At 73.2% G+C, this 17353-nt stretch carries 19 protein-coding genes; 8 read left to right on the plus strand and 11 right to left on the minus strand.

What is annotated here, in order from left to right:
• Positions 1-116 precede the first annotated feature (116 nt).
• Together SHK17_RS20335 and SHK17_RS20340 are read left to right on the plus strand one after the other, a co-directional pair.
• Positions 117-905: an esterase/lipase family protein gene (locus tag SHK17_RS20335; RefSeq protein WP_322920541.1), complete on the plus strand. Its 789-nt coding sequence runs from the start codon at positions 117-119 to the stop codon at positions 903-905.
• Between the two features lie 82 nt (positions 906-987).
• Positions 988-1428, plus strand: coding sequence for a VOC family protein (locus SHK17_RS20340; RefSeq protein WP_322423549.1), 441 nt, complete (start codon positions 988-990; stop codon positions 1426-1428).
• 31 nt (positions 1429-1459) lie between these two features.
• Here SHK17_RS20340 and SHK17_RS20345 read toward each other — a convergent pair whose 3' ends face one another.
• From SHK17_RS20345 to SHK17_RS20360, 4 genes are all read right to left on the minus strand, one after another.
• Positions 1460-2464, minus strand: coding sequence for a beta-ketoacyl-ACP synthase III (locus SHK17_RS20345; RefSeq protein WP_322423550.1), 1005 nt, complete (start codon positions 2462-2464; stop codon positions 1460-1462).
• Between the two features lie 30 nt (positions 2465-2494).
• Positions 2495-2629, minus strand: a complete 135-nt coding sequence (locus SHK17_RS20350) for a hypothetical protein (RefSeq protein WP_322920542.1) — start codon at positions 2627-2629, stop codon at positions 2495-2497.
• Between the two features lie 70 nt (positions 2630-2699).
• Positions 2700-3074, minus strand: coding sequence for a PH domain-containing protein (locus SHK17_RS20355; protein ID WP_172267888.1), 375 nt, complete (start codon positions 3072-3074; stop codon positions 2700-2702).
• 95 nt (positions 3075-3169) lie between these two features.
• Entirely contained in the window at positions 3170-3586 is a 417-nt protein-coding gene (locus tag SHK17_RS20360; protein ID WP_322920543.1) for a DUF1810 domain-containing protein, read from the minus strand.
• Positions 3587-3653: 67 nt separating this feature from the next.
• On the opposite strand from SHK17_RS20360, the gene SHK17_RS20365 reads away from it, so the two are divergent.
• Positions 3654-4280 (plus strand): DUF998 domain-containing protein, encoded by a 627-nt coding sequence (locus SHK17_RS20365; protein ID WP_322920544.1) that lies wholly within the window; start codon positions 3654-3656, stop codon positions 4278-4280.
• An 8-nt stretch (positions 4281-4288) separates the two neighbouring features.
• Entirely contained in the window at positions 4289-4963 is a 675-nt protein-coding gene (locus SHK17_RS20370) for a VOC family protein (RefSeq protein ID WP_322920545.1), read from the plus strand.
• 18 nt (positions 4964-4981) lie between these two features.
• Here the strand turns inward: SHK17_RS20370 and SHK17_RS20375 are convergent, their stop codons facing one another.
• Entirely contained in the window at positions 4982-5131 is a 150-nt protein-coding gene (locus tag SHK17_RS20375) for a hypothetical protein (protein ID WP_322423555.1), read from the minus strand.
• Between the two features lie 106 nt (positions 5132-5237).
• On the opposite strand from SHK17_RS20375, the gene SHK17_RS20380 reads away from it, so the two are divergent.
• From SHK17_RS20380 to SHK17_RS20390, 3 genes are all read left to right on the plus strand, one after another.
• Positions 5238-5972 carry a hypothetical protein gene (locus tag SHK17_RS20380; protein ID WP_322423556.1) on the plus strand — a complete coding sequence of 245 codons (735 nt, stop codon included), beginning with the start codon at positions 5238-5240 and terminating at the stop codon, positions 5970-5972.
• Between the two features lie 78 nt (positions 5973-6050).
• Complete coding sequence (locus SHK17_RS20385; RefSeq protein ID WP_322920546.1) at positions 6051-6797, plus strand: cysteine peptidase family C39 domain-containing protein; 747 nt, start codon at positions 6051-6053, stop codon at positions 6795-6797.
• A 78-nt stretch (positions 6798-6875) separates the two neighbouring features.
• Positions 6876-8048, plus strand: a complete 1173-nt coding sequence (locus SHK17_RS20390; RefSeq protein ID WP_322920547.1) for a nucleotide sugar dehydrogenase — start codon at positions 6876-6878, stop codon at positions 8046-8048.
• A 35-nt stretch (positions 8049-8083) separates the two neighbouring features.
• Here SHK17_RS20390 and SHK17_RS20395 read toward each other — a convergent pair whose 3' ends face one another.
• The 5 genes from SHK17_RS20395 to SHK17_RS20415 are packed head-to-tail and all read right to left on the minus strand — an operon-like array spanning position 8084 to position 14910.
• Positions 8084-9679 carry a glycosyltransferase family A protein gene (locus SHK17_RS20395; RefSeq protein ID WP_322920548.1) on the minus strand — a complete coding sequence of 532 codons (1596 nt, stop codon included), beginning with the start codon at positions 9677-9679 and terminating at the stop codon, positions 8084-8086.
• 3 nt (positions 9680-9682) lie between these two features.
• The gene (locus SHK17_RS20400) at positions 9683-11485 is read right to left on the minus strand and encodes a glycosyltransferase family A protein (RefSeq protein WP_322920549.1); all 1803 of its coding nucleotides are present in this window, start codon (positions 11483-11485) and stop codon (positions 9683-9685) included.
• On the minus strand, positions 11482-12435 hold the full coding sequence (locus tag SHK17_RS20405; RefSeq protein WP_322920550.1) for a hypothetical protein: 954 nt from the start codon (positions 12433-12435) through the stop codon (positions 11482-11484). The genes SHK17_RS20400 and SHK17_RS20405 overlap by 4 nt, the downstream gene beginning before the upstream one ends.
• On the minus strand, positions 12435-13514 hold the full coding sequence (locus tag SHK17_RS20410; protein ID WP_322920551.1) for a sulfotransferase family protein: 1080 nt from the start codon (positions 13512-13514) through the stop codon (positions 12435-12437). Before SHK17_RS20410 ends, SHK17_RS20405 begins: the two co-directional genes overlap by 1 nt.
• A gap of 46 nt (positions 13515-13560) precedes the next feature.
• Positions 13561-14910 carry a GH1 family beta-glucosidase gene (locus SHK17_RS20415; protein WP_322920552.1) on the minus strand — a complete coding sequence of 450 codons (1350 nt, stop codon included), beginning with the start codon at positions 14908-14910 and terminating at the stop codon, positions 13561-13563.
• A gap of 18 nt (positions 14911-14928) precedes the next feature.
• Between SHK17_RS20415 and SHK17_RS20420 the strand changes: the two genes are divergently transcribed.
• Positions 14929-15642 carry a pirin family protein gene (locus SHK17_RS20420; RefSeq protein ID WP_322920553.1) on the plus strand — a complete coding sequence of 238 codons (714 nt, stop codon included), beginning with the start codon at positions 14929-14931 and terminating at the stop codon, positions 15640-15642.
• A 110-nt stretch (positions 15643-15752) separates the two neighbouring features.
• Here SHK17_RS20420 and SHK17_RS20425 read toward each other — a convergent pair whose 3' ends face one another.
• The gene (locus SHK17_RS20425) at positions 15753-17336 is read right to left on the minus strand and encodes an FAD-binding oxidoreductase (RefSeq protein ID WP_322920554.1); all 1584 of its coding nucleotides are present in this window, start codon (positions 17334-17336) and stop codon (positions 15753-15755) included.
• Between the last annotated feature and the right edge of the window lie 17 nt (positions 17337-17353).

A 17353-nucleotide genomic window follows, 5' to 3' on the forward strand; every position in this document is an offset into this window, starting at 1 on the left:
ACACGAGGGCCCGCGGATGTCGAATCCGCGGGCCGCTGTCCCGCGCGTCCCCGCCTGGGTCGTGAGGCGGCTCACCCGCGCGGCTTGCACGCCCCGCCGCGTCGTACGGTCGTGACATGTTGCACGCCCTGCTCGCCACCGCCGGGGTGCGCTCGCGCGCCCGGTCCGCGACCGACGCCGACGACCTCGAACGACCGTCGGGACCACCCGCCACGTGGACGGCCCTCGGCGAGCTGGGCTCCGCGCTCGACGCGGTCCGCCTCGTCGGCGCGCTCCCCCGCCTCTCCGCGGCACCCCGCGGCGACGGCCACCTGGTGGTCGACATCCCGGGCTGGCAGGCACCCGAGCTGACTGGAGCGCCGCTGCGCCGCTTCCTCCGCCGGCTGGGGTACGACGCCCGCGGCTGGGGCTTCGGCACCAACATGGGCGACCCGCGGCGCGACGTGGAGCGGCTGGCCGAGCGCGTCCTCGAGCTCGTCGAGCAGACGGGCTCGCCGGCGTCGCTGGTCGGCTGGAGCCTCGGCGGCGTGATCGCCCGCGAGGTCGCGCGCCGGCACCCGGCTGCCGTGCGCCGGGTCATCACCTACGGCACGCCCGTCACCGGAGGCGCCGGCCACACCACGATCGCCCGCGTCTACGGCCGCGGCTCGGACGTCGACGCGGCCCGCGTGGCACAGCGCCTCGACGCCGAGTCGCCCATCCGGGTTCCGCTGACCGTGGTGTTCTCGCGCCGCGACGGCGTCGTGGCGTGGCAGGCGTGCATCGACCGCGCGTCCGCCGCGGTGGAGCACGTCGAGGTCTCCTCCACCCACCTCGGCATGGGCGTGGACCCCGACGTGTGGGCCGTGGTCGCCGACCGGCTCGCGGCGCCGGCGCCTGCGATGAGGCCGCCCGGCCCGGCCTGACGGTCGCGGCCCGGATGTCGAGGACGGACAGGCCGCTCCGTCCCTGGTGCAGGAACCACGACACCCACGGAGGATGGCAGTCATGACCCACATCAAGCGTTTCGACCACGTCGGCGTCACCGTCAGGGACCTCGACCGAGCGACCGACTTCTTCGTCAGCCTCGGGCTGGAGGTGCAGGGTCGGCAGCCGGTCGAGGGCGAGTTCATCGACACGGTGATCGCCATCCCCGACTCGCGCACGGAGATCGTGATGCTCGACTCCCCCGGCGGCGGGAGCTCGGTCGAGCTCTCCAGCTTCGTCCGGCCCGACGCCGTCGACGGGTCACCCGACGCGATGGCCAACGTGGTGGGCCTGCGCAGCCTGGGCTTCGAGGTCCACGACCTCCGGGCCGCGGTGGACGCCGTCGTGGCGGACGGCTACTCGCTGGTCGGCGGCATCGGCGAGTACGAGGACGTGTGGCGGATGGCGTACGTCCGCGGGCCCGAGGGCATTCTCGTCTCCCTGGCCGAGCGGATCGGCTAGGGCCGGAGCACCGCGACCGGCACGAGGACGCTCAGCCGAGCGGGGGCAGGGTGACGACCTGCCCGGCATAGCTGAGCCCCGCGCCGAAGGCGATGAGAAGCGCGGTGTCGCCGGCGGACGCCTCGTCCTGGCGCAGCATCGCCTCCATGGCGAGCGGGACGGAGGCGGCCGAGGTGTTGCCGGCGTCCACGACGTCGGTCGCGATCGCCACGGACTCGGGCAGCTTGATGTTCTTGGCCAGGGTCTGCGTGATGCGGAGGTTGGCCTGGTGCGGGATGAAGGCGTCGAGATCGTCGGGGGCGACGCCCGCCAGGCGCATCGCCTCGTGGGCGACCTCGGCCATCGCGAAGGGCGCCCAGCGGAAGACCGCCGTGCCCTCCATCTGGACCACCGGGTGGTCCTGGCCCGTCCCGTGCCCGCCGATGCAGCTGGGGGTCTGGGTGATCACGTGGGCCTGCGAGCCGTCGGAGCCCCAGGCGGCGGGCCCGATGCCGGGCTCGTCGGACGGTCCCACGACCACGGCCCCGGCTCCGTCGGCGAAGATGAAGGCGGTGCCGCGGTCGGTCGGGTCCATGAAGCGGCTCAGCTGCTCGACGCCGACCACGACGACGTGGGACTCCGCGCCCGAGCGCACCATCGACGACGCGAGGTTGAGGGCGTGGCAGAAGCCGGCGCAGCCTGCGGAGATGTCGAAGGCCGCGGTGCCGGTCATGCCGAGCGCGGTGGCGACCTGCGGAGCGGAAGCCGGGGTGTGCTCGGGGTGCGTGGAGGTGGCGACGATGAGGCACCCGACCTGCTCGGCGGTGACGCCGGCGGCCGCCATCGCGCGCTCCGCGGCGGCCGTGGACATGCCGATCAGCGTCTCGTCCTCACCGGCGAAGCGGCGGGTCTTGATGCCGGAGCGGGTCTGGATCCACTCGTCCGACGAGTCGAGGACCTCGCAGATCTCGTCGTTGGTGACGACCCGCTCGGGACGGTGCACGCCCAGGCCCAGCATGGCGGCGTGCGTCAGTTCGGTCGGCTGCTGGATCGTCATGTCGCGAGCATAGAGAGGGCGGGGCAGCGGTCAGCGGTCGCCGTCGGGACGGGTCTCGGGGATCGGCGAGTCGGGCACCTCGCCGGGGTCGATCGGGTTCACGTCCGGGTCGCCGGACGGCACGATGGTCGGCTCGGTCGAGGGCTCGTTCGGTGTGGTGGTCATCCCCCAGTCGTACGCCGGTGACCTGAGGGACGCAACGATCCCCCACCCCTTGTGATGGGCGGAACAGGAATCAGAGGACGTGCTGACCGACCAGCTGGCTGATCTGTCGAATGTTCACGTTGCCCTTGAACTCCAGGCGCACCCGCCCGAGGCCGCTGAACCACAGGTCCAGCTCGGAATCCAGGTCGAATGTGCCTGCCGTCTCCACGCTCCACGCCTGCACCCGATTCAACGGCAGCGAGGTGTAGTCGCGCTTCTTGCCAGTGAGCCCTTGCACGTTGATCGAGATCAGGCGCTTGTCGGTGAACACCACCGAGTCCCGCATCCCTTTGAAGGCGAGCAGGACCTGCTCACCCGCCACCAGCAGCGGCTCGAGCTCATGCGCCAGGCCCTGCGGGTCGATGGGGCCGAGCTTGACGAAGGTTCCGTTCTGGAAGTCGATCACCGGCACACCCTAGGCATCGCGAAAGCTGCGATGGACGAGAACGGAAAAGCTCAGTCGACCGAGCTGACGTCGCCGCCGAAGTCAGGGGCGCCTCATCACGTCAACAGCTCGATGGTCCGCTCGTCGGGCTCACCGTCGTGGAAGCGGTCCAGCACGTCGGTGAACAGCGGCTCCTCGGGCGCCGCCCGGGCGAAGAGCGTCATCGACGAGCGCAGCTTCATCGCGTCGACCGACCCGAGCACCCGCTCCGCCGACGTGTCCTCGAGGTCGAGGAGCGCTCGGCAGCACTCCCGCAGCCGGGCGCCCAGCACGTCGTGGACGAGGTAGGCCTCGGCCTCGGCGAGGCCGCTGATGGCGTACGCCTGCGCGGTCCCGCTCCGGCCGAGCCCCGCGACCTGTGGGAAGACGAACCACATCCAGTGGCTCGTCTTGCGACCGGCGCGCAGCTCGGCCATCGCGCGGTCGTACGTGCCACGGTCGTCCTGCGCCCTCACGAAGCGGTCGAGGTCCATGACCGCACGCTAGTCGTCCGCGGCCGCCGGGCGGGGGCTGGGCGGACGCCGTCGCTACGGTGGCCGCGTGCCCGACGCCCCGTCCCGCGCTGCCCGGCTCGGCGCGCTGCTCCTCCTGCTGCGACCGACCTACATCGCGACCGAGGTGGTCACCGCGGCGGCTACCACGGGCGGCTACAGCTTCGTGTCCGACTCGGTGAGCCGGCTCGGGGAGGTCGGCTGCACGGCCGCCTACTGCTCGCCGCGGCACGCGGTGATGAACGGGTCGTTCATGGTCTACGGCGTGCTGCTGGCGGGCGGCGCACTGCTGCTGGCCGGGCGGCTCGGACCCTGGGTGACCGGGCTGCTCGTCGTCTCGGGGGTGAGCTCCGTCGCCACCGGGCTGGCGCCGCTCGACCAGGACGCGACGCTGCACACGCTCGCGGCCGCACCGCTGTTCGTCGCGCAACCCGCGGCCCTGCTGCTGCTCGGGGCGCGGCTACGTGGGACGGAGCCCCGTCTCGCGACGGGGCTGCAGGCGGCGGGCGTCGTCACGGCGGCGGCAGCGGTCGGGTTCGTCGTCGCGGGGGAGGGTCGCGCCGCCGGCGCACTCGAGCGGCTGGCGCTGTGGCCGGTGCTGTTCGGGCTGGTCGCCGTGGGGTGGTCGTGGCGACCCCGCCGAGGGTCGGTCACGACGTCGGCGGCCGGTGGTTGACTGCCCGCATGAGCCTGGTGACCTGGCAGGACCTGTGCCTCGACGCCCTCGACGTCGACCGGATGTCGCGCTTCTGGGCCGCGGTCGGCGGCCTCGAGGTCGGCGACCCCGAGCCGCCGGCCAGCCTGCGCGGGGCCACGAGCGGGCACACCGTGTGGGTCAACCCCGTCGACCGGCCGCGGCGGGCCAAGAACCGCGTCCACCTCGACGTGGACTGCGGTGCGGTGGAGGACCTGGTGGCGCTCGGCGCCACGGTCACGGCGCGCGCCGAGGACACCGGGCTGGGCTGGACCCGGATGGCCGACCCGGAGGGCAACGACTTCTGCGCGTTCGTGCGACCCGCCGACCGACTGCCCGACTACCGCCTCCACGGCATCGGCGTCGACTGCCACGACCCGGAGGCCCAGGCGCGCTGGTGGGGCGAGCTCTTCGGGGCCGACCCGACCCGCGACGGCGAGCTTGGCACCTGGACGGTGACCGGGGTCGCCGTCGACGAGCGGATGACCCTCGACTTCAACGGCGTGCCGGAGCCGCGGACCGAGCCCAACCGCGTCCACTGGGACGTGCGGGGCGACGTGGGCGCGCTGCTCGTGCGCGGGGCGACCCACCTGTGGGACATGCCGCGGTGGACGGTGCTCGCCGACCCCGAGGGCAACGAGTTCTGTGTCTTCCCGCCCGGCTGATCCGGTGGCCGGCGCGGCTCAGTAGCGCTTGCCGCCGCTGCGGCGCTCCTGCACCTTGCGGACCGCCTCCTTGATCTTCGCCTGGTTGTGGGGCTTGCGCGCCTCGTCGTAGACCTTCTTCGCGATCCCGAGGGTCGCCAGCTTCTTCACCATTCCCATGGGTCCCACAGTGCCAGTGGAATCCAACTCCGACTTCACCCATCCGTGTGCTGCGTCACTCCGAACCCCTCCCGAGCCGCCGGACGGCGGCCTTGTCGACGAAGGGTCTTGTCCCATGCGCCTCCCCTCCATCCGCCGCCCGTCCCCGTCCATGGCCGTCGCCGTCATGGCCCTGGTCGTGGCCTCCACCGGTACGTCGTACGCCGCGGGCCTGATCGGCTCCGCGGACATCAAGAACAACTCCGTCTCGTCCACGGACATCAAGAACAAGACCATCAAGGCCGCGGACGTGAAGTCGGGCACGATCGGTGCCAAGCAGGTCAAGGACGGGTCGCTGCGCTCGCGCGACTTCAAGGCCGGACAGCTGCCGACCGGCGCGCAGGGCCCCGCCGGTCCCGCAGGTGTCGGTCGGTGGGCGCTGGTCGACGCGACCGGCGCGATCGTGGCACAGTCCGGCGGCTTCGCCGTGACCGCCGCCTACCCGACCCTCGCCCCCGCGGGCGCCGACGTCACCGGCCTGCGAGCCAACGGCAACGTCTACATCAACGCGGGCGAGAACCTGGCCAACAACGGCGTCCTCGCCGTCGTGGCGCTGCAGAACACCGTCGACCAGAACGGCGACGCGATCACCAACGGCCGCGCGCCCGGCGCGGACGCCAACCCGGAGTTCTCCGGCGAGATCAGCGCGGCGATGTGCCAGCCCGGCGTCGTCAACTGCGCGCCTCCCGGCACCGGCAACACCAACCACCTCGTGGTGAGCCCGCGCAACAGCGACGGCACCGTCACGACCGACGCCGACCGCAAGCGGTTCTACGTCGTGGTGACCGGCGACTCCAGCGACCGCGGCTGAGCCGAGCACCGTCCGGCGGCGGACCCTTGTGCGGGGTCCGTCGCCGGGGCACCCTTCCTGCGGACAGGGAGGGTTCCGATGAGGATCATCGACGAGGCGGTCGCGCGACTGAGGGACGTCCTGGCGTCCGTCGAGGACCTCGTCCTCCGGTCGCGGCGGGACGCCCGGCGCACCAGCGTCGGCTCCGTCGAGGCCCTGACCCGTGGGCAGCAACAGGTCCCCGACCGGCCGACCGACGGCTCGTACGTCCAGCCCGACCGGACCACCTGCGGCTCCTCGAGCCTGGTGATGTCACGGATCCTGCACGACGCGGCGTACGCCTCGTGGATCGCCACCGGCCACGACGCAGCGACCGGCCGCACCGACCCGCGCAGCCCTGGGCAGCGCTTCGCCGACGAGTCGCTGGCGATGCACGACCGCACCAACGGCGCGACGGGCCGCGACGGCCGCCTCCAGCTCCCCTGGCCCAAGGCCGTCGGCACGCAGCCGTGGGCCGTGGCGGCCGAGATGTCGGCCGCGGGCGGCAGCGGCGTCCCGGGCCGGGCCTACGAGGTGCGCACCGTCGCGCCCCGCGACCGTGGCACGACCTGGGACCACATCGCCGCCGCGGTGGACGGCGGCCACCACGTCCCGCTCTACGTCGGCAACGCCAGGAGGCCGGGACACGTCGTCCTGGTCATCGGCGGGACCGGCGACGACCTCACCCTCTACGACCCCGCCTCCGGCCGCGCCCGGACGGTGTCGCGTCAGGACTTCAGCCGTGGACGCCTCGGCGTCTCCGGGTGGGACGAGCCGTGGTTCGCCGTCACGCCGGTCGCCGGCTGACGCGTCCCGGCTACCCATGACGGGGGACGGTCACCTCGGCGACGCCCCGCCGCCACCGACGTGCGGCAGACTGCTCGCGTGACCACGAAGATCTCCGTCGCCGGACTCGGCTACGTCGGGCTGTCCATGGCGGTGCTCCTGGCCCGGCACAACACCGTCGTCGGGCTGGACCTCGACGCCGAGCGCATCGAGAGGCTGCGCCGCGGCGAGAGCCCGATCCACGACGAGGACATCTCGCGCTTCCTCGCCGAGGAGGACCTCGACCTCACCTTCACCACGGACGCCGAGGAGTCGCACGCCGGCGCTGACGTGGTCATCATCGCGACACCGACCAACTACGACCCGGTCACCAACTACTTCGACACCGGCTCGATCGAGGCCGTCATGCGCGACGTGCTGCGGATCAACCCGCACGCCCTGATGGTGGTGAAGTCGACGGTGCCGGTGGGCTACATCGAGGACGTACGCGCCCGGCTGGGCACCGCCGACGTCATCTTCTCACCCGAGTTCCTGCGCGAGGGGCGGGCGCTGCACGACAACCTCCACCCCGCCCGCATCGTCGTCGGCGAGGACTCCGAGCGGGCCCGCGGCTTCGCCGAGCTGCTGGTCAAGGGCGCCGACGCGGACGACGTACCCGTGCTCTTCACCGCGCCGACCGAGGCCGAGGCGATCAAGCTCTTCGCCAACACCTACCTCGCGATGCGGGTCGCCTACTTCAACGAGCTCGACTCCTTCGCGCTGTCCCGCGGCCTCGACTCGCGCTCGATCATCGACGGCGTCGGGCTCGACCCGCGGATCGGTACCCACTACAACAACCCGTCGTTCGGCTACGGCGGCTACTGCCTGCCCAAGGACACCAAGCAGCTGCTGGCCAACTACTCCGACGTCCCGCAGACGCTGATCTCGGCGATCGTCGATGCCAACACGACGCGCAAGGACTTCATCGCCTTCGACATCCTCGACCGCAGGCCCGCGGTCGTCGGCATCCACCGGCTCATCATGAAGTCGGGCTCGGACAACTTCCGCGAGTCCTCGGTGCAGGGGATCATGAAGCGGCTCAAGGCCAAGGGCGTCAAGGTCGTCATCTACGAGCCCGAGCTCGAGGACAAGCACTTCTTCGGCTCGAAGGTCTACCGCAAGCTCGAGAAGTTCAAGGAGAGGTCCGACCTCATCGTGGCCAACCGGATGGTCGACGAGCTGCGCGACGTGGCGGACAAGGTCTACACGCGGGACCTCTTCGGCGGAGATTGAACTTTCTGCGCCTCCGCTTCGCGCAGGAACACACGTCACCGGCGGCGGAACAACCCCCGCCGGGAGTCCTCCTGGCCGTTCGACCGCCCGGCGTCGGGGGCGCCAGGCGCCTCAGGCTCCCGCACCGCCACCGGGGCCGTCTCGAGGGCCCGCTCGAGGGCCTTGCGCAGCCGGTGCTCCGACTTGTCCGGGTCGACGGGGGGCCGGGCGCCGAGGGTGAACCGCTCGACGACGCGCTGGTCGACCGGCACCCAGCCGACGTCCGTCGCGGGGTAGGTCTTCACGCCGAACGACTCGTCGAGGAGCGCGTCGCGGTCGTCGCCGTCACCGGCGAGGCGGGCGACGCGGGCCAGCGCGGACGTCCGCTCCAGCCGCGCGACCGCGCCGGTGCCGTACGCCAGCAGGCGGGCGCCGTGGTGCGTGCGCTCGAGGTCGTCGAGGAGGGCCGACAGCGTCGCGGGCAGCGGCGCGAGGGAGGCGTCGGGCAGCGTCAGGACGAACTCGGCGTCGCTACCGGCCGGGACCGACTCCACCAGCCGCACCCGCGGCTCGTGGAGGTAGGACCGGTGCACCAGGCGGGTCTCCAGCACCGGGTCCTCGACCGGCTGGACGCGGTCCTCGTGCACCTCGGACCACGGTCCGACGACCGTGACCCGCAGGTCCGGGACGTCGCCGTCGAGCAGCGAGTCGACAACTCGGATCGTGTCGTCGGCGGGGCCCGCCGGGAGCACGACCTCGAGGTAGGGGACCTGGTAGGCCCGGCCGCGCCGGTTGCGCTTGGGCCGCATCGTCGGGACCAGGTCGGCCAGGTAGGGATCGTTGTAGCGGTTGACCTGCTCGGCGCGGCGCAGCACCTGCGAGCGCCCGAGGTGCCAGCTCCTGGCCTCGCGGTCCACGACGAAGACGCCGCCCGCCTGGGCGAGCGAGTGGCCCAGGTGCATGTCCTCGCCGAGCCGCAGCGTGCGGTCGAAGCCCGCGGAGTCGTCGTAGAGGGCTCGGGAGACCGAGCCGGTCATGCCGATGTGGAAGCGCTGGGCTCGCGGGCCGGCGAGGCGCAGGTCGTCGGTCTTGGCCCAGTAGTCCTCGACCCACTGGTGCGCCTCGTGCTCCTGGCCGGGGAACAGGTCGCCGGCAGCGCCCGCCGCCACCCGGTCGCGGACCTCCGCGGGGTCGAGCCCGAGGAGGGGCTCGGGGTCGACGAAGAGCTTGTGCCCGCCGGGGACGGCGTAGTCGACGAGGTGGTGCCAGCGGGCGTGCGCCTCCACCTCCTCGCGGAAGGCGAGCATGTCGGCGTCGTACCAGTGCAGCACGTCGCCCTCTGCCGCGAGCGCCCCGAGATGACAGGCGTTGGCGCGGCCCCAGCCCTCCTCGACACGGACCAGCCGGGTGTTGTCCGGGCGGACCTCCGGGAGCTGCTGCGCCGGCGAGCTCTGGTCGTCGACCACCACGACCTCGAGGAGGTGGGCGGGGTAGGACTGCGCGGCCAGGCCGGCGAGGACGTAGGGCAGCGTGTGCTGGTAGTTGAACGTCGGCACCACGACGCTCACCGAGAGCGTCGGCTCCCAGTCACCGAGGGTCGCCGGGGTGAGGCTCCCCCAGTCGTTGTGGCGCACCACCGGCTGCCGGGACATCCCTCACCCTCCCCCGTGCGTCGCGACGGCCCCGCGAGCGCCGGGCCGGTCGAGCGGGTCGACCTCCAGCGCCAGGCTCGGCTGGAAACCCTCCCACTCGGAGGCCACGATGTCAGGTCGGCGGAACTCCTCGTCGTCGCGCACCCACGTGTGTCCCTCGCCGGTCCGGCGCAGGACGTAGCCGAGGCCGTGCGTGCGGTAGATCCGGCCGCCGGCCGCCTCGACGCCGGACAGCAGCTGGGCGTCGACGAACCTGCGCACGCGCCGGAAGTCGCCGAGCGAGCGGAGCAGGCCGCGGTCGAGGAGCAGGGTGCCGCCGGCGACGAAGCGGGCGAAGAGCTCCGAGGGGTGGTTGCGGCGCACGGTGAGGTCGCCGCGGTGCTCGTTGGCGTGGAGGAAGACGAACTCCGACGGCATCCCGACCACGTCGGCGCCGGAGAACCGCCGCGCCATCAGCAGGTCGTGCACGGCGTCGGGGGCATACCAGTCGTCGTCGTCGATCTTCAGCAGCACCTCGCTCGACGCGGCCCGCGCCGCGGCGGTGAGGACGTCGCCGAAGAACGCCGTCTCGTCGAAGGACAGGACCTGGTGCGGGCGGTCGCCGAGGGCACGTCGTACGGCGTCGCGGTCGGGCTCGAAGCCGTGGGCGGCCAGCACCAGCTCGACCTCCGCGCCCCGCTGGCGCGCGACCTGCCGCAGCGCGAAGTCGAGCATCTCCGGCCGCTTCGTCGACAGCAGCGCACTGACCGGCGGCAGCGCGACGTGGCGCACCCCCGACCGCGCGGCCAACGCCGAGCGCCAGGCCAGCGTGGAGTGGTGGTCGAAGGCGGCACGGCGCACGGCGAGGCTGTGCTCCTCGCGGCGCAGCGCGTCGTCGAGGTCGACCTCCGCGTCCAGGGCGGCCGCGAGCGGCGGCGCGACGTCGAGGACGCCCTGGCTGACGACCGGCACGCCGGACATCGCCAGAGCAAGCAGGTCGGCGGTCGGGGTGTCGGCCGGGAGCCGGACACCCTGGAACGCCCGGGCCGCGGCGACCACGCCCTCGGTGACCGGGCCGCTGCCGATCCGCGCGAGGTCGACGACGGGGTGGTCCCAGTCCTTGCGGAAGCCGACGGGGTTGAAGATCCGCTCGTCGACCGGCTCGGGACCCGGGTCGGTGACCACGGTCGGGGCGCGGTCGATGACGTGGTGCGCGGCCGCCTCGACCTGGGCGGAGCCGGCGCGACGGGCGACGACGACGTCCGGCGGCACGTCCCGGTCGGGGTCGCCGGCGCCGGCCACGTCGGGCAGCAGCGGGGCCCGGGCATCGAGGCCCGGCGCGGCGGGGCGTCCGGCGTACGCCACGACGAGACCGCCGTGCGTGGTGTCGCCGGGGCCGGCGGCCTGGCGGGCCATCTCCATCACGACGAGCTGGGCGCGGGCGCCGGAGGCGAAGCGGGCCACGGTGAGCACGCCGCGGTCGCCGGCCTCGCGGGCGACCAGGTGCAGCAGCCGCGGCCACTCGGGGCGCGGCACCAGCACCCACGGCGTGGGGGCGTCGGTCAGCCAGCAGGCGACCGCCTTGCACTGCCCGAGGAGGGGTACGGCGCTCGCCATCCGCCGCAGCCGCGCCCGGTCGGCGGCGACCACGAGCACCGAGCCCCAGCCCTTGAGCGGGCCGTCGAGGGTGGAGACGGTGACGATGCGCGGCTCGATGCCGGGGACGTCCTCGATGCCGTGGAGGGCGTCGAGGGCCAGCGCGTCGGAGTCGTCGACGAGGACCAGGGTGGGGCCGGGGAGCCGGAGGTCGTGGAGGGGATGCATCACGGTCGCACGCGCTCCTTGGGCGCTCGGGGCTTGAGGGAGGCCGGCAGCGAGTGCTGCACGAGGGGGCGCGGCTGGCGCCAGAGCCAGTCGCGGCTGACGTGGTCGATGACGTGGACGCCCTCGGGGGCCGTCACCCGGACCAGGCCGCCGAGCGCCTCGGGGTCTCCGTGCCGGATCGCCTCGTCGACCTCGAACTCGCGCAGCTTGCGGTAGAGCCGGGTGTTGGTGAAGTCGACGCCGTCACGTCGCCAGTGGGCGTACTCGTCGGCGTCGAGCCACTTCACCTCGACGCACAGCCCCTGCTGGAGCACGATGCGCTCGACGCCGGGCGGGAACTCGCGCAGCTCCCAGTCGAAGGCCTTGACGAAGGTGAACTCCGGGCCCATCGGGTAGACCCACGGCTCGAGGAAGCGCAGGGACAGGTCGAGCCAGCCGGTCGAGTCGTCGACCACGGTGAGCGGGTGCCGCGGCATGGCGACGATCGCCCGTGTCGACTGCAGCTGCCACGAGAGGTCGCGCAGGATGCCGGTGCCCTCGGGGGTCAGGACCATGTCGCCGTCCCACTTCATCGAGTAGGTCGTGCGGACGTGCGAGAAGCACCAGTTGTAGAAGTGGGTGAGCGAGTGGACGCTCGTCGCGGGGGTGGCGAGGTGCTCGCCGCCGGCGCGCGCGACGCGGTGGGGGTAGTCCAGGACGGTCAGCCGGTCGGCGGCGCCGCACTCCTCGGCCACGCGACGCGCGACGTCGGCGGTGCCGTCGTCCGAGCCGTTGTCGACCAGCAGCACCTGCTGCACGGCGGCGAAGATCGGGGGCAGCACCCACGGCAGGTTGCGCGCCTCGTTGCGGACCCGGAAGACGCAGGTCAGCCCGGGGGTGAGCGGCTCGCCGGAAGTCCACGGCCAGGTGACGTCGTAGCCGGGCTCGCGCTCGAGGGAGGCGATGTCGGGCATCAGGCAGGTCCCTGGCCCGGACCTCGGGGGCGCTCGCGCCCGATCGCGCGCCGGAGCGTCCGGCGCGCCGCGGGCGGCACCATCGCGCGTACGGCGTGGGGCACCCGGTCGGCGCCGCTGCGGCGCGCCGGCTCCGGCGCCTGGCCCGCCGCCTCGCGCCGGGCCTGCGCGGCGGCGGTGCGCCGCTGGGCCACGACGGTCGAGTGCGCGAACGCCTCGGCCTCGGCGTACTGGGTGGCGTAGGCGGTGCGCAGCTGGTCGCACCACTCCTGGTGGGCGGTGGTGTCGTCGGCGGCGACCGCCTCGAGCGCCCGCCACGTCTCGTCGGCGAGCTCGCGCAGCCGGTCGGGCACGCCGATGTCGTCCCACGTCATCGTCACGCGGCGCAGGGACGGGTCGATGAAGCGGTGCACCTCGGCGATGTCGACGGCCATCGCCGTCCTCACCGCCGTCAGGTCGAAGGCCTCGCCGAGCGCGAAGACCGGCCGGGTCCAGTCGTCGAGCAGGTCGCCGTAGTGGACGAAGGCCCGCTGCTGGCCACGGGTGGCGCGCTCGGTGTGGAGCATCATGTTGACCCACGCGGCGGTGCGGGTGATCGCGCCCTGGTCGGAGCCGGCGCCCATCTGGCCGTAGTAGGTCTGCTTGGAGCCGACGACCTCGGTCACGGGTCGGAGCATGGTGACGTACGACGACGTGGCGCCGCAGCGGTCGGCCGCGGCCCGCCACAGGCCGAGGAACCACGACGCGCGGGGGTCCTTGACGACCAGCTCGTCGGCGGCCTCGAACTGTCCCTCGAGCCAGGTCGCCACCCGCTCGCGGGTGGCGTGGTCGCCGCTGGTGGTGCCGGTGTCGAGCCACGCCCGCGGGCGGGCGTCGGAGACCTGGACGTTGCTGCGGGCGAGCAGCTCGGTGTGGAGGTCGACGACCCACCGCGGCTCGCCGAACCCCTTGGGGTTCGTGGCGTCGGCGACGACCTCCGGCTGGGGCACGTGGAGGCCGAGCGTGCGCAGCGTTCCCGCCATCGTGCTCGTGCCGCTGCGGCCCGAGCCGACGACGTACACGACGCGACGGGTGCTCATGGCGGGGAGCCTATAGGTGGGGTCGTGCCTGTCATGCCGGCGCCGCTCACAGGTGCTGCGGCTGGGCCCGGATCAGGTCGGCGTACCACTGGAACGACTTCTTGGGGGTGCGCTCGAGCGTCTCGTAGTCGACGTGCACCAGGCCGAAGCGCTGGGTGTAGCCCTCGGCCCACTCGAAGTTGTCCATCAGCGACCAGCAGTAGTAGCCGCGGACGTCGACGCCGCGGACGATCGCCTCGGACACCGCGTTGAGGTGCGCACGGAGGTAGTCGATGCGGGGCTGGTCGTCGACGACGCCGTCCTCGTCGGGACCCATGTTGTAGCTGCACCCGGACTCGGTGATGACGATCGGCGGGAGGGCGGCGCGGAACCGGGCGCGGAACATCACCAGCCACTCCCGCAGCGCGTCGGGCACGATCGGCCAGCCAACGTCGGTCGTGGGGTAGCCGACCACCTGACGGAGGTCGAAGGGGATCTCGCTGTCCTCGTCGGCGGCCGCGACCTTCAGCGGGTTGTAGTAGTTGACGCCGTAGAAGTCGAGCGGCTGGCGGATCGTCGCGAGGTCGCCGTCCTGCATGACGTCCTCGAACAGCGGCATCAGGTCGGCGGGGTAGCGCCCGAGCAGCATCGGCTCGAGGAACGTGCCGTTCCACAGGGCGTCGAAGATCTTGCTCATCCCGACGTCCGCGTCGTCGTCGCTGGCGGGCCAGATGGGGGCGTGGTTGTTGGCGCATCCGATGGACGTGGCACCGGCGCGGCGCAGCTCGATCACGGCGCGGCCGTGGGCGAGGAGCAGGTGGTGGGCGGCGGGGAGGCAGTCGAAGAGCATCGCCTTGCCGGGGGCGTGGGTGCCCAGGCCGTAGCCGAGGATGGAGGCGACGTTGGGCTCGTTGACGGGGATCCAGTGCTCGACCCGGTCGGCGTACCTCTCCCCCACGATGGCGGCGTAGTCGGCGAAGCGGTCCACCGTGTCGCGGTTGAGCCAGCCGCCGTCGTCCTCGAGCGCCTGCGGCAGGTCCCAGTGGTAGAGCGTGACCATCGGCTGCTGGCCGTGGGCGAGGAGGGTGTCGATGAGCCGGTCGTAGAACTCCAGGCCCTTCGCGTTGGCGGGGCCGCGCCCGGTGGGCTGGATGCGTGGCCAGGCGATCGAGAACCGGTAGCCGCCCGTGCCGAGCTGCTGCATCAGGGCCACGTCCTCGTCGACGCGGTGGTAGTGGTCGCACGCGACCGCGCCGCTGCTGCCGTCGCTCACTCGTCCCGGCTCGGAGGAGAAGGTGTCCCAGATGCTCGGTCCGCGTCCGTCCTCCGCCGCGGCCCCCTCGATCTGGTAGCTCGCGGTGCTCGTGCCGAACCGGAATCCGGGCGGGAGCAGGGGGAAGTCATGCGGGGGAGCCACATCCGCGAAGATATCGGCATGAGCATGGCCCTGTACGCCGCTTCGCAGAGGTCGTCCTCGACCGAGGCGGGGCGGGTCACGCGCCACTCCTTCTCCTTCGGCCCGCACTACGACCCGGCCAACCTCGGCTTCGGGCCGCTCGTGTGCCACAACGACGACCTGCTCGACCCCAGCGGGTCTCGGCCGGCGGGCTATCCCGAGCACCCGCACTCGGAGCTGGAGATCGTCACGTGGGTGCTCGAGGGGGCGCTCGTCCACACCGACTCCGCCGGGGCGCGGCACGTCGTGGCGGCCGGCCACGCGCAGGTGCTGTCGGCCGGCGCCGGCGTCCGGCACAGCGAGGTCGCCGACCCGGCGTCGGGACGCTGCCGGTTCGTCCAAGCGTGGCTCGCCCCGTCCCAGCCGGGCGGGGCGCCGTCGTACGTCCTGGGCGACGCGCCGGCACCGGCCACCGACCTGGTCGAGGTCGTCGGGGGCGCCGGGCTGCCGATCGGCACCCGCGGCGCCCGGCTCCTCGTGGCGCGGCTGCGTCCCGGTCGGGCCGTCGCCCTCCCCGACGACCCGCGCCAGCACGTCTTCGCGGCCACCGGCGCCGCCGACCTCGAGGGCGTGGCGCTGCGCGCCGGGGACGCCGTACGCCTCGACGGCGAGGGGGGTCGGGTGGTCACGGCCTCCGAGGAGACCGAGCTGCTGGTCTGGTCGTTCGGCGACCGACGGCCGGGCCTGGGGTAGTCCAGTGGCCACCCGTCGTCCCGCGGGGTAGTCCAGTGGCCACCCGTCGTCCCGCGGGGTGCCTCACGACCGCTCGCCACTGGACTACCCCGACGACCCGCCCCTGGGTTCTACGGAATGAGGACTCCCGGGTTCAGCACCCCCACCGGGTCCAGCTCGGCCTTGACGGCGCGGAGGAGGCGGACGCCGACCTCCCCGATCTCGTGGGCCAGCCACGGCTTGTGGTCGGTGCCGACCGCGTGGTGGTGGGTGATGGTGGCGCCCGCGGCGACGATCGCGTCGCTCGCGGCGGCCTTGGCCGCCTGCCACTGTGCGAGGGGGTCGTCGCCCTGGCGGGCCGCGACGGTGAAGTAGAGCGAGCACCCCGTCTCGTAGACGTGCGAGACGTGGCACAGGACCAGCGCGCCGTCGCCGAGCGAGGCCTGCAGGGCGGCCCTCACGTCGGCGTGCAGGCGCGAGCGGTCGGACCAGAAGGTGGCGGTCTCCAGCGTCTCGACGAGGACGCCGTGGTCGAGGAGCGCGTCGCGCAGGTAGGGCGCCCCGTAGCGCCCGTGCACCCACCGCTCGCCCGGACCGGCGCCGAGCGGCGTGCCGCCGAGGCGTTCGAGCACCGTGGTGACCGCCGCGCGTCGCGCGTCCACCTGCTCGGCGGTGCCCTCGTAGCCGGTGATCATCAGGCACCCCGGGTCGTCGGTCCCGCCGATCGACGAGGGGTCGGCGAGGTTGATGGCCGTCTCGTTCTCGTCGGAGAGCCGCAGCACCGTCGGCAGCAGGCCGGACTGGGCGAGGGCGCGCATCGCGTCGGCGCCTGAGTCGAAGGACGGCCACCGCCATCCCTCGTACGTCGCCACGGCGGGCGCGCGGCGTACGCGCACGGTCACCGAGGTGATGACGCCGAAGGCGCCCTCCGAGCCGAGCAGCAGCTGGCGCAGGTCGGGGCCGGCGGCGTTGGCGGGCGACGAGCCGAGGTCGAGCGAGCCGGTCGGCGTGGCCGCGGTGAGGCCGACGACCATCGCGTCGAAGCGGCCGTAGCCGGCGCTCGACTGCCCACTGGAGCGGGTGGCCGCGAAGCCGCCGATCGAGGCGTGCTCGAAGGACTGCGGGTGGTGGCCGAGCGTCAGCCCGTGCGCGGCCAGCAGCGCCTCCGCCTCCGGGCCGCGCAGACCCGGCTGCAGGGTGGCGGTCATCGAGACGTCGTCGACGGCGAGCAGCCGCTTCATCCGCACGAGGTCGAGCGAGACCACGCCGGCGAAGCCGTCGCGGCGGGCCACGAGCCCGCCGGTCACGCACGTACCGCCCCCGAACGGGACGACCGCCACGCGGTGCTCGGCCGCCCAGGCCAGCACGGCCGCGACCTCGCCGTGCCCGTCGGGTCGCACGACCGCGTCCGGGGCGTCGCCGAGGTCGCCGGCGCGGGCGCGCAGCAGGTCGGGCGTCGACTTGCCCCGCGTGCGCACCGCGCGCGTCGCGTCGTCGACCAGCACGTGGTCGGCACCGACGACCGCCCGGAGCCCGTCGAGGAGACCGTCGTCCAGTCCGACCGGGGGCGGCGTCGCGCCGGTGACGGCCGGGCGCTCCTGCAGGCCGAAGGCGAGGTCGACCAGCCTGAGGGCGGAGTCGGGGAGGACGGTGGCCGCGGCCGGGTCGCCCCACCGCTGCGAATGCATCTCGGTGGCGTACGTCTCCGGAGTCATGCGTTACAGTGTGACAC

This window comes from Nocardioides renjunii, from assembly GCF_034661175.1.
In the GTDB taxonomy this organism is placed as follows: Bacteria; Actinomycetota; Actinomycetes; order Propionibacteriales; family Nocardioidaceae; genus Nocardioides; species Nocardioides renjunii.

What these genes read in the sequence shown, in the direction of transcription:
- SHK17_RS20380 (WP_322423556.1), top strand. Translation starts at nt 5,238, where the DNA reads ATGCGCCTCCCCTCCATCCGCCGCCCGTCCCCGTCCATGGCCGTCGCC.
- SHK17_RS20405 (WP_322920550.1), bottom strand. Translation starts at nt 12,435, where the DNA reads ATGCCCGACATCGCCTCCCTCGAGCGCGAGCCCGGCTACGACGTCACC.
- SHK17_RS20335 (WP_322920541.1), top strand. Translation starts at nt 117, where the DNA reads ATGTTGCACGCCCTGCTCGCCACCGCCGGGGTGCGCTCGCGCGCCCGG.
- SHK17_RS20345 (WP_322423550.1), bottom strand. Translation starts at nt 2,464, where the DNA reads ATGACGATCCAGCAGCCGACCGAACTGACGCACGCCGCCATGCTGGGC.
- SHK17_RS20385 (WP_322920546.1), top strand. Translation starts at nt 6,051, where the DNA reads ATGAGGATCATCGACGAGGCGGTCGCGCGACTGAGGGACGTCCTGGCG.
- SHK17_RS20420 (WP_322920553.1), top strand. Translation starts at nt 14,929, where the DNA reads ATGAGCATGGCCCTGTACGCCGCTTCGCAGAGGTCGTCCTCGACCGAG.
- SHK17_RS20425 (WP_322920554.1), bottom strand. Translation starts at nt 17,336, where the DNA reads ATGACTCCGGAGACGTACGCCACCGAGATGCATTCGCAGCGGTGGGGC.
- SHK17_RS20395 (WP_322920548.1), bottom strand. Translation starts at nt 9,679, where the DNA reads ATGTCCCGGCAGCCGGTGGTGCGCCACAACGACTGGGGGAGCCTCACC.
- SHK17_RS20410 (WP_322920551.1), bottom strand. Translation starts at nt 13,514, where the DNA reads ATGAGCACCCGTCGCGTCGTGTACGTCGTCGGCTCGGGCCGCAGCGGC.
- SHK17_RS20360 (WP_322920543.1), bottom strand. Translation starts at nt 3,586, where the DNA reads ATGGACCTCGACCGCTTCGTGAGGGCGCAGGACGACCGTGGCACGTAC.
- SHK17_RS20370 (WP_322920545.1), top strand. Translation starts at nt 4,289, where the DNA reads ATGAGCCTGGTGACCTGGCAGGACCTGTGCCTCGACGCCCTCGACGTC.
- SHK17_RS20350 (WP_322920542.1), bottom strand. Translation starts at nt 2,629, where the DNA reads ATGACCACCACACCGAACGAGCCCTCGACCGAGCCGACCATCGTGCCG.
- SHK17_RS20340 (WP_322423549.1), top strand. Translation starts at nt 988, where the DNA reads ATGACCCACATCAAGCGTTTCGACCACGTCGGCGTCACCGTCAGGGAC.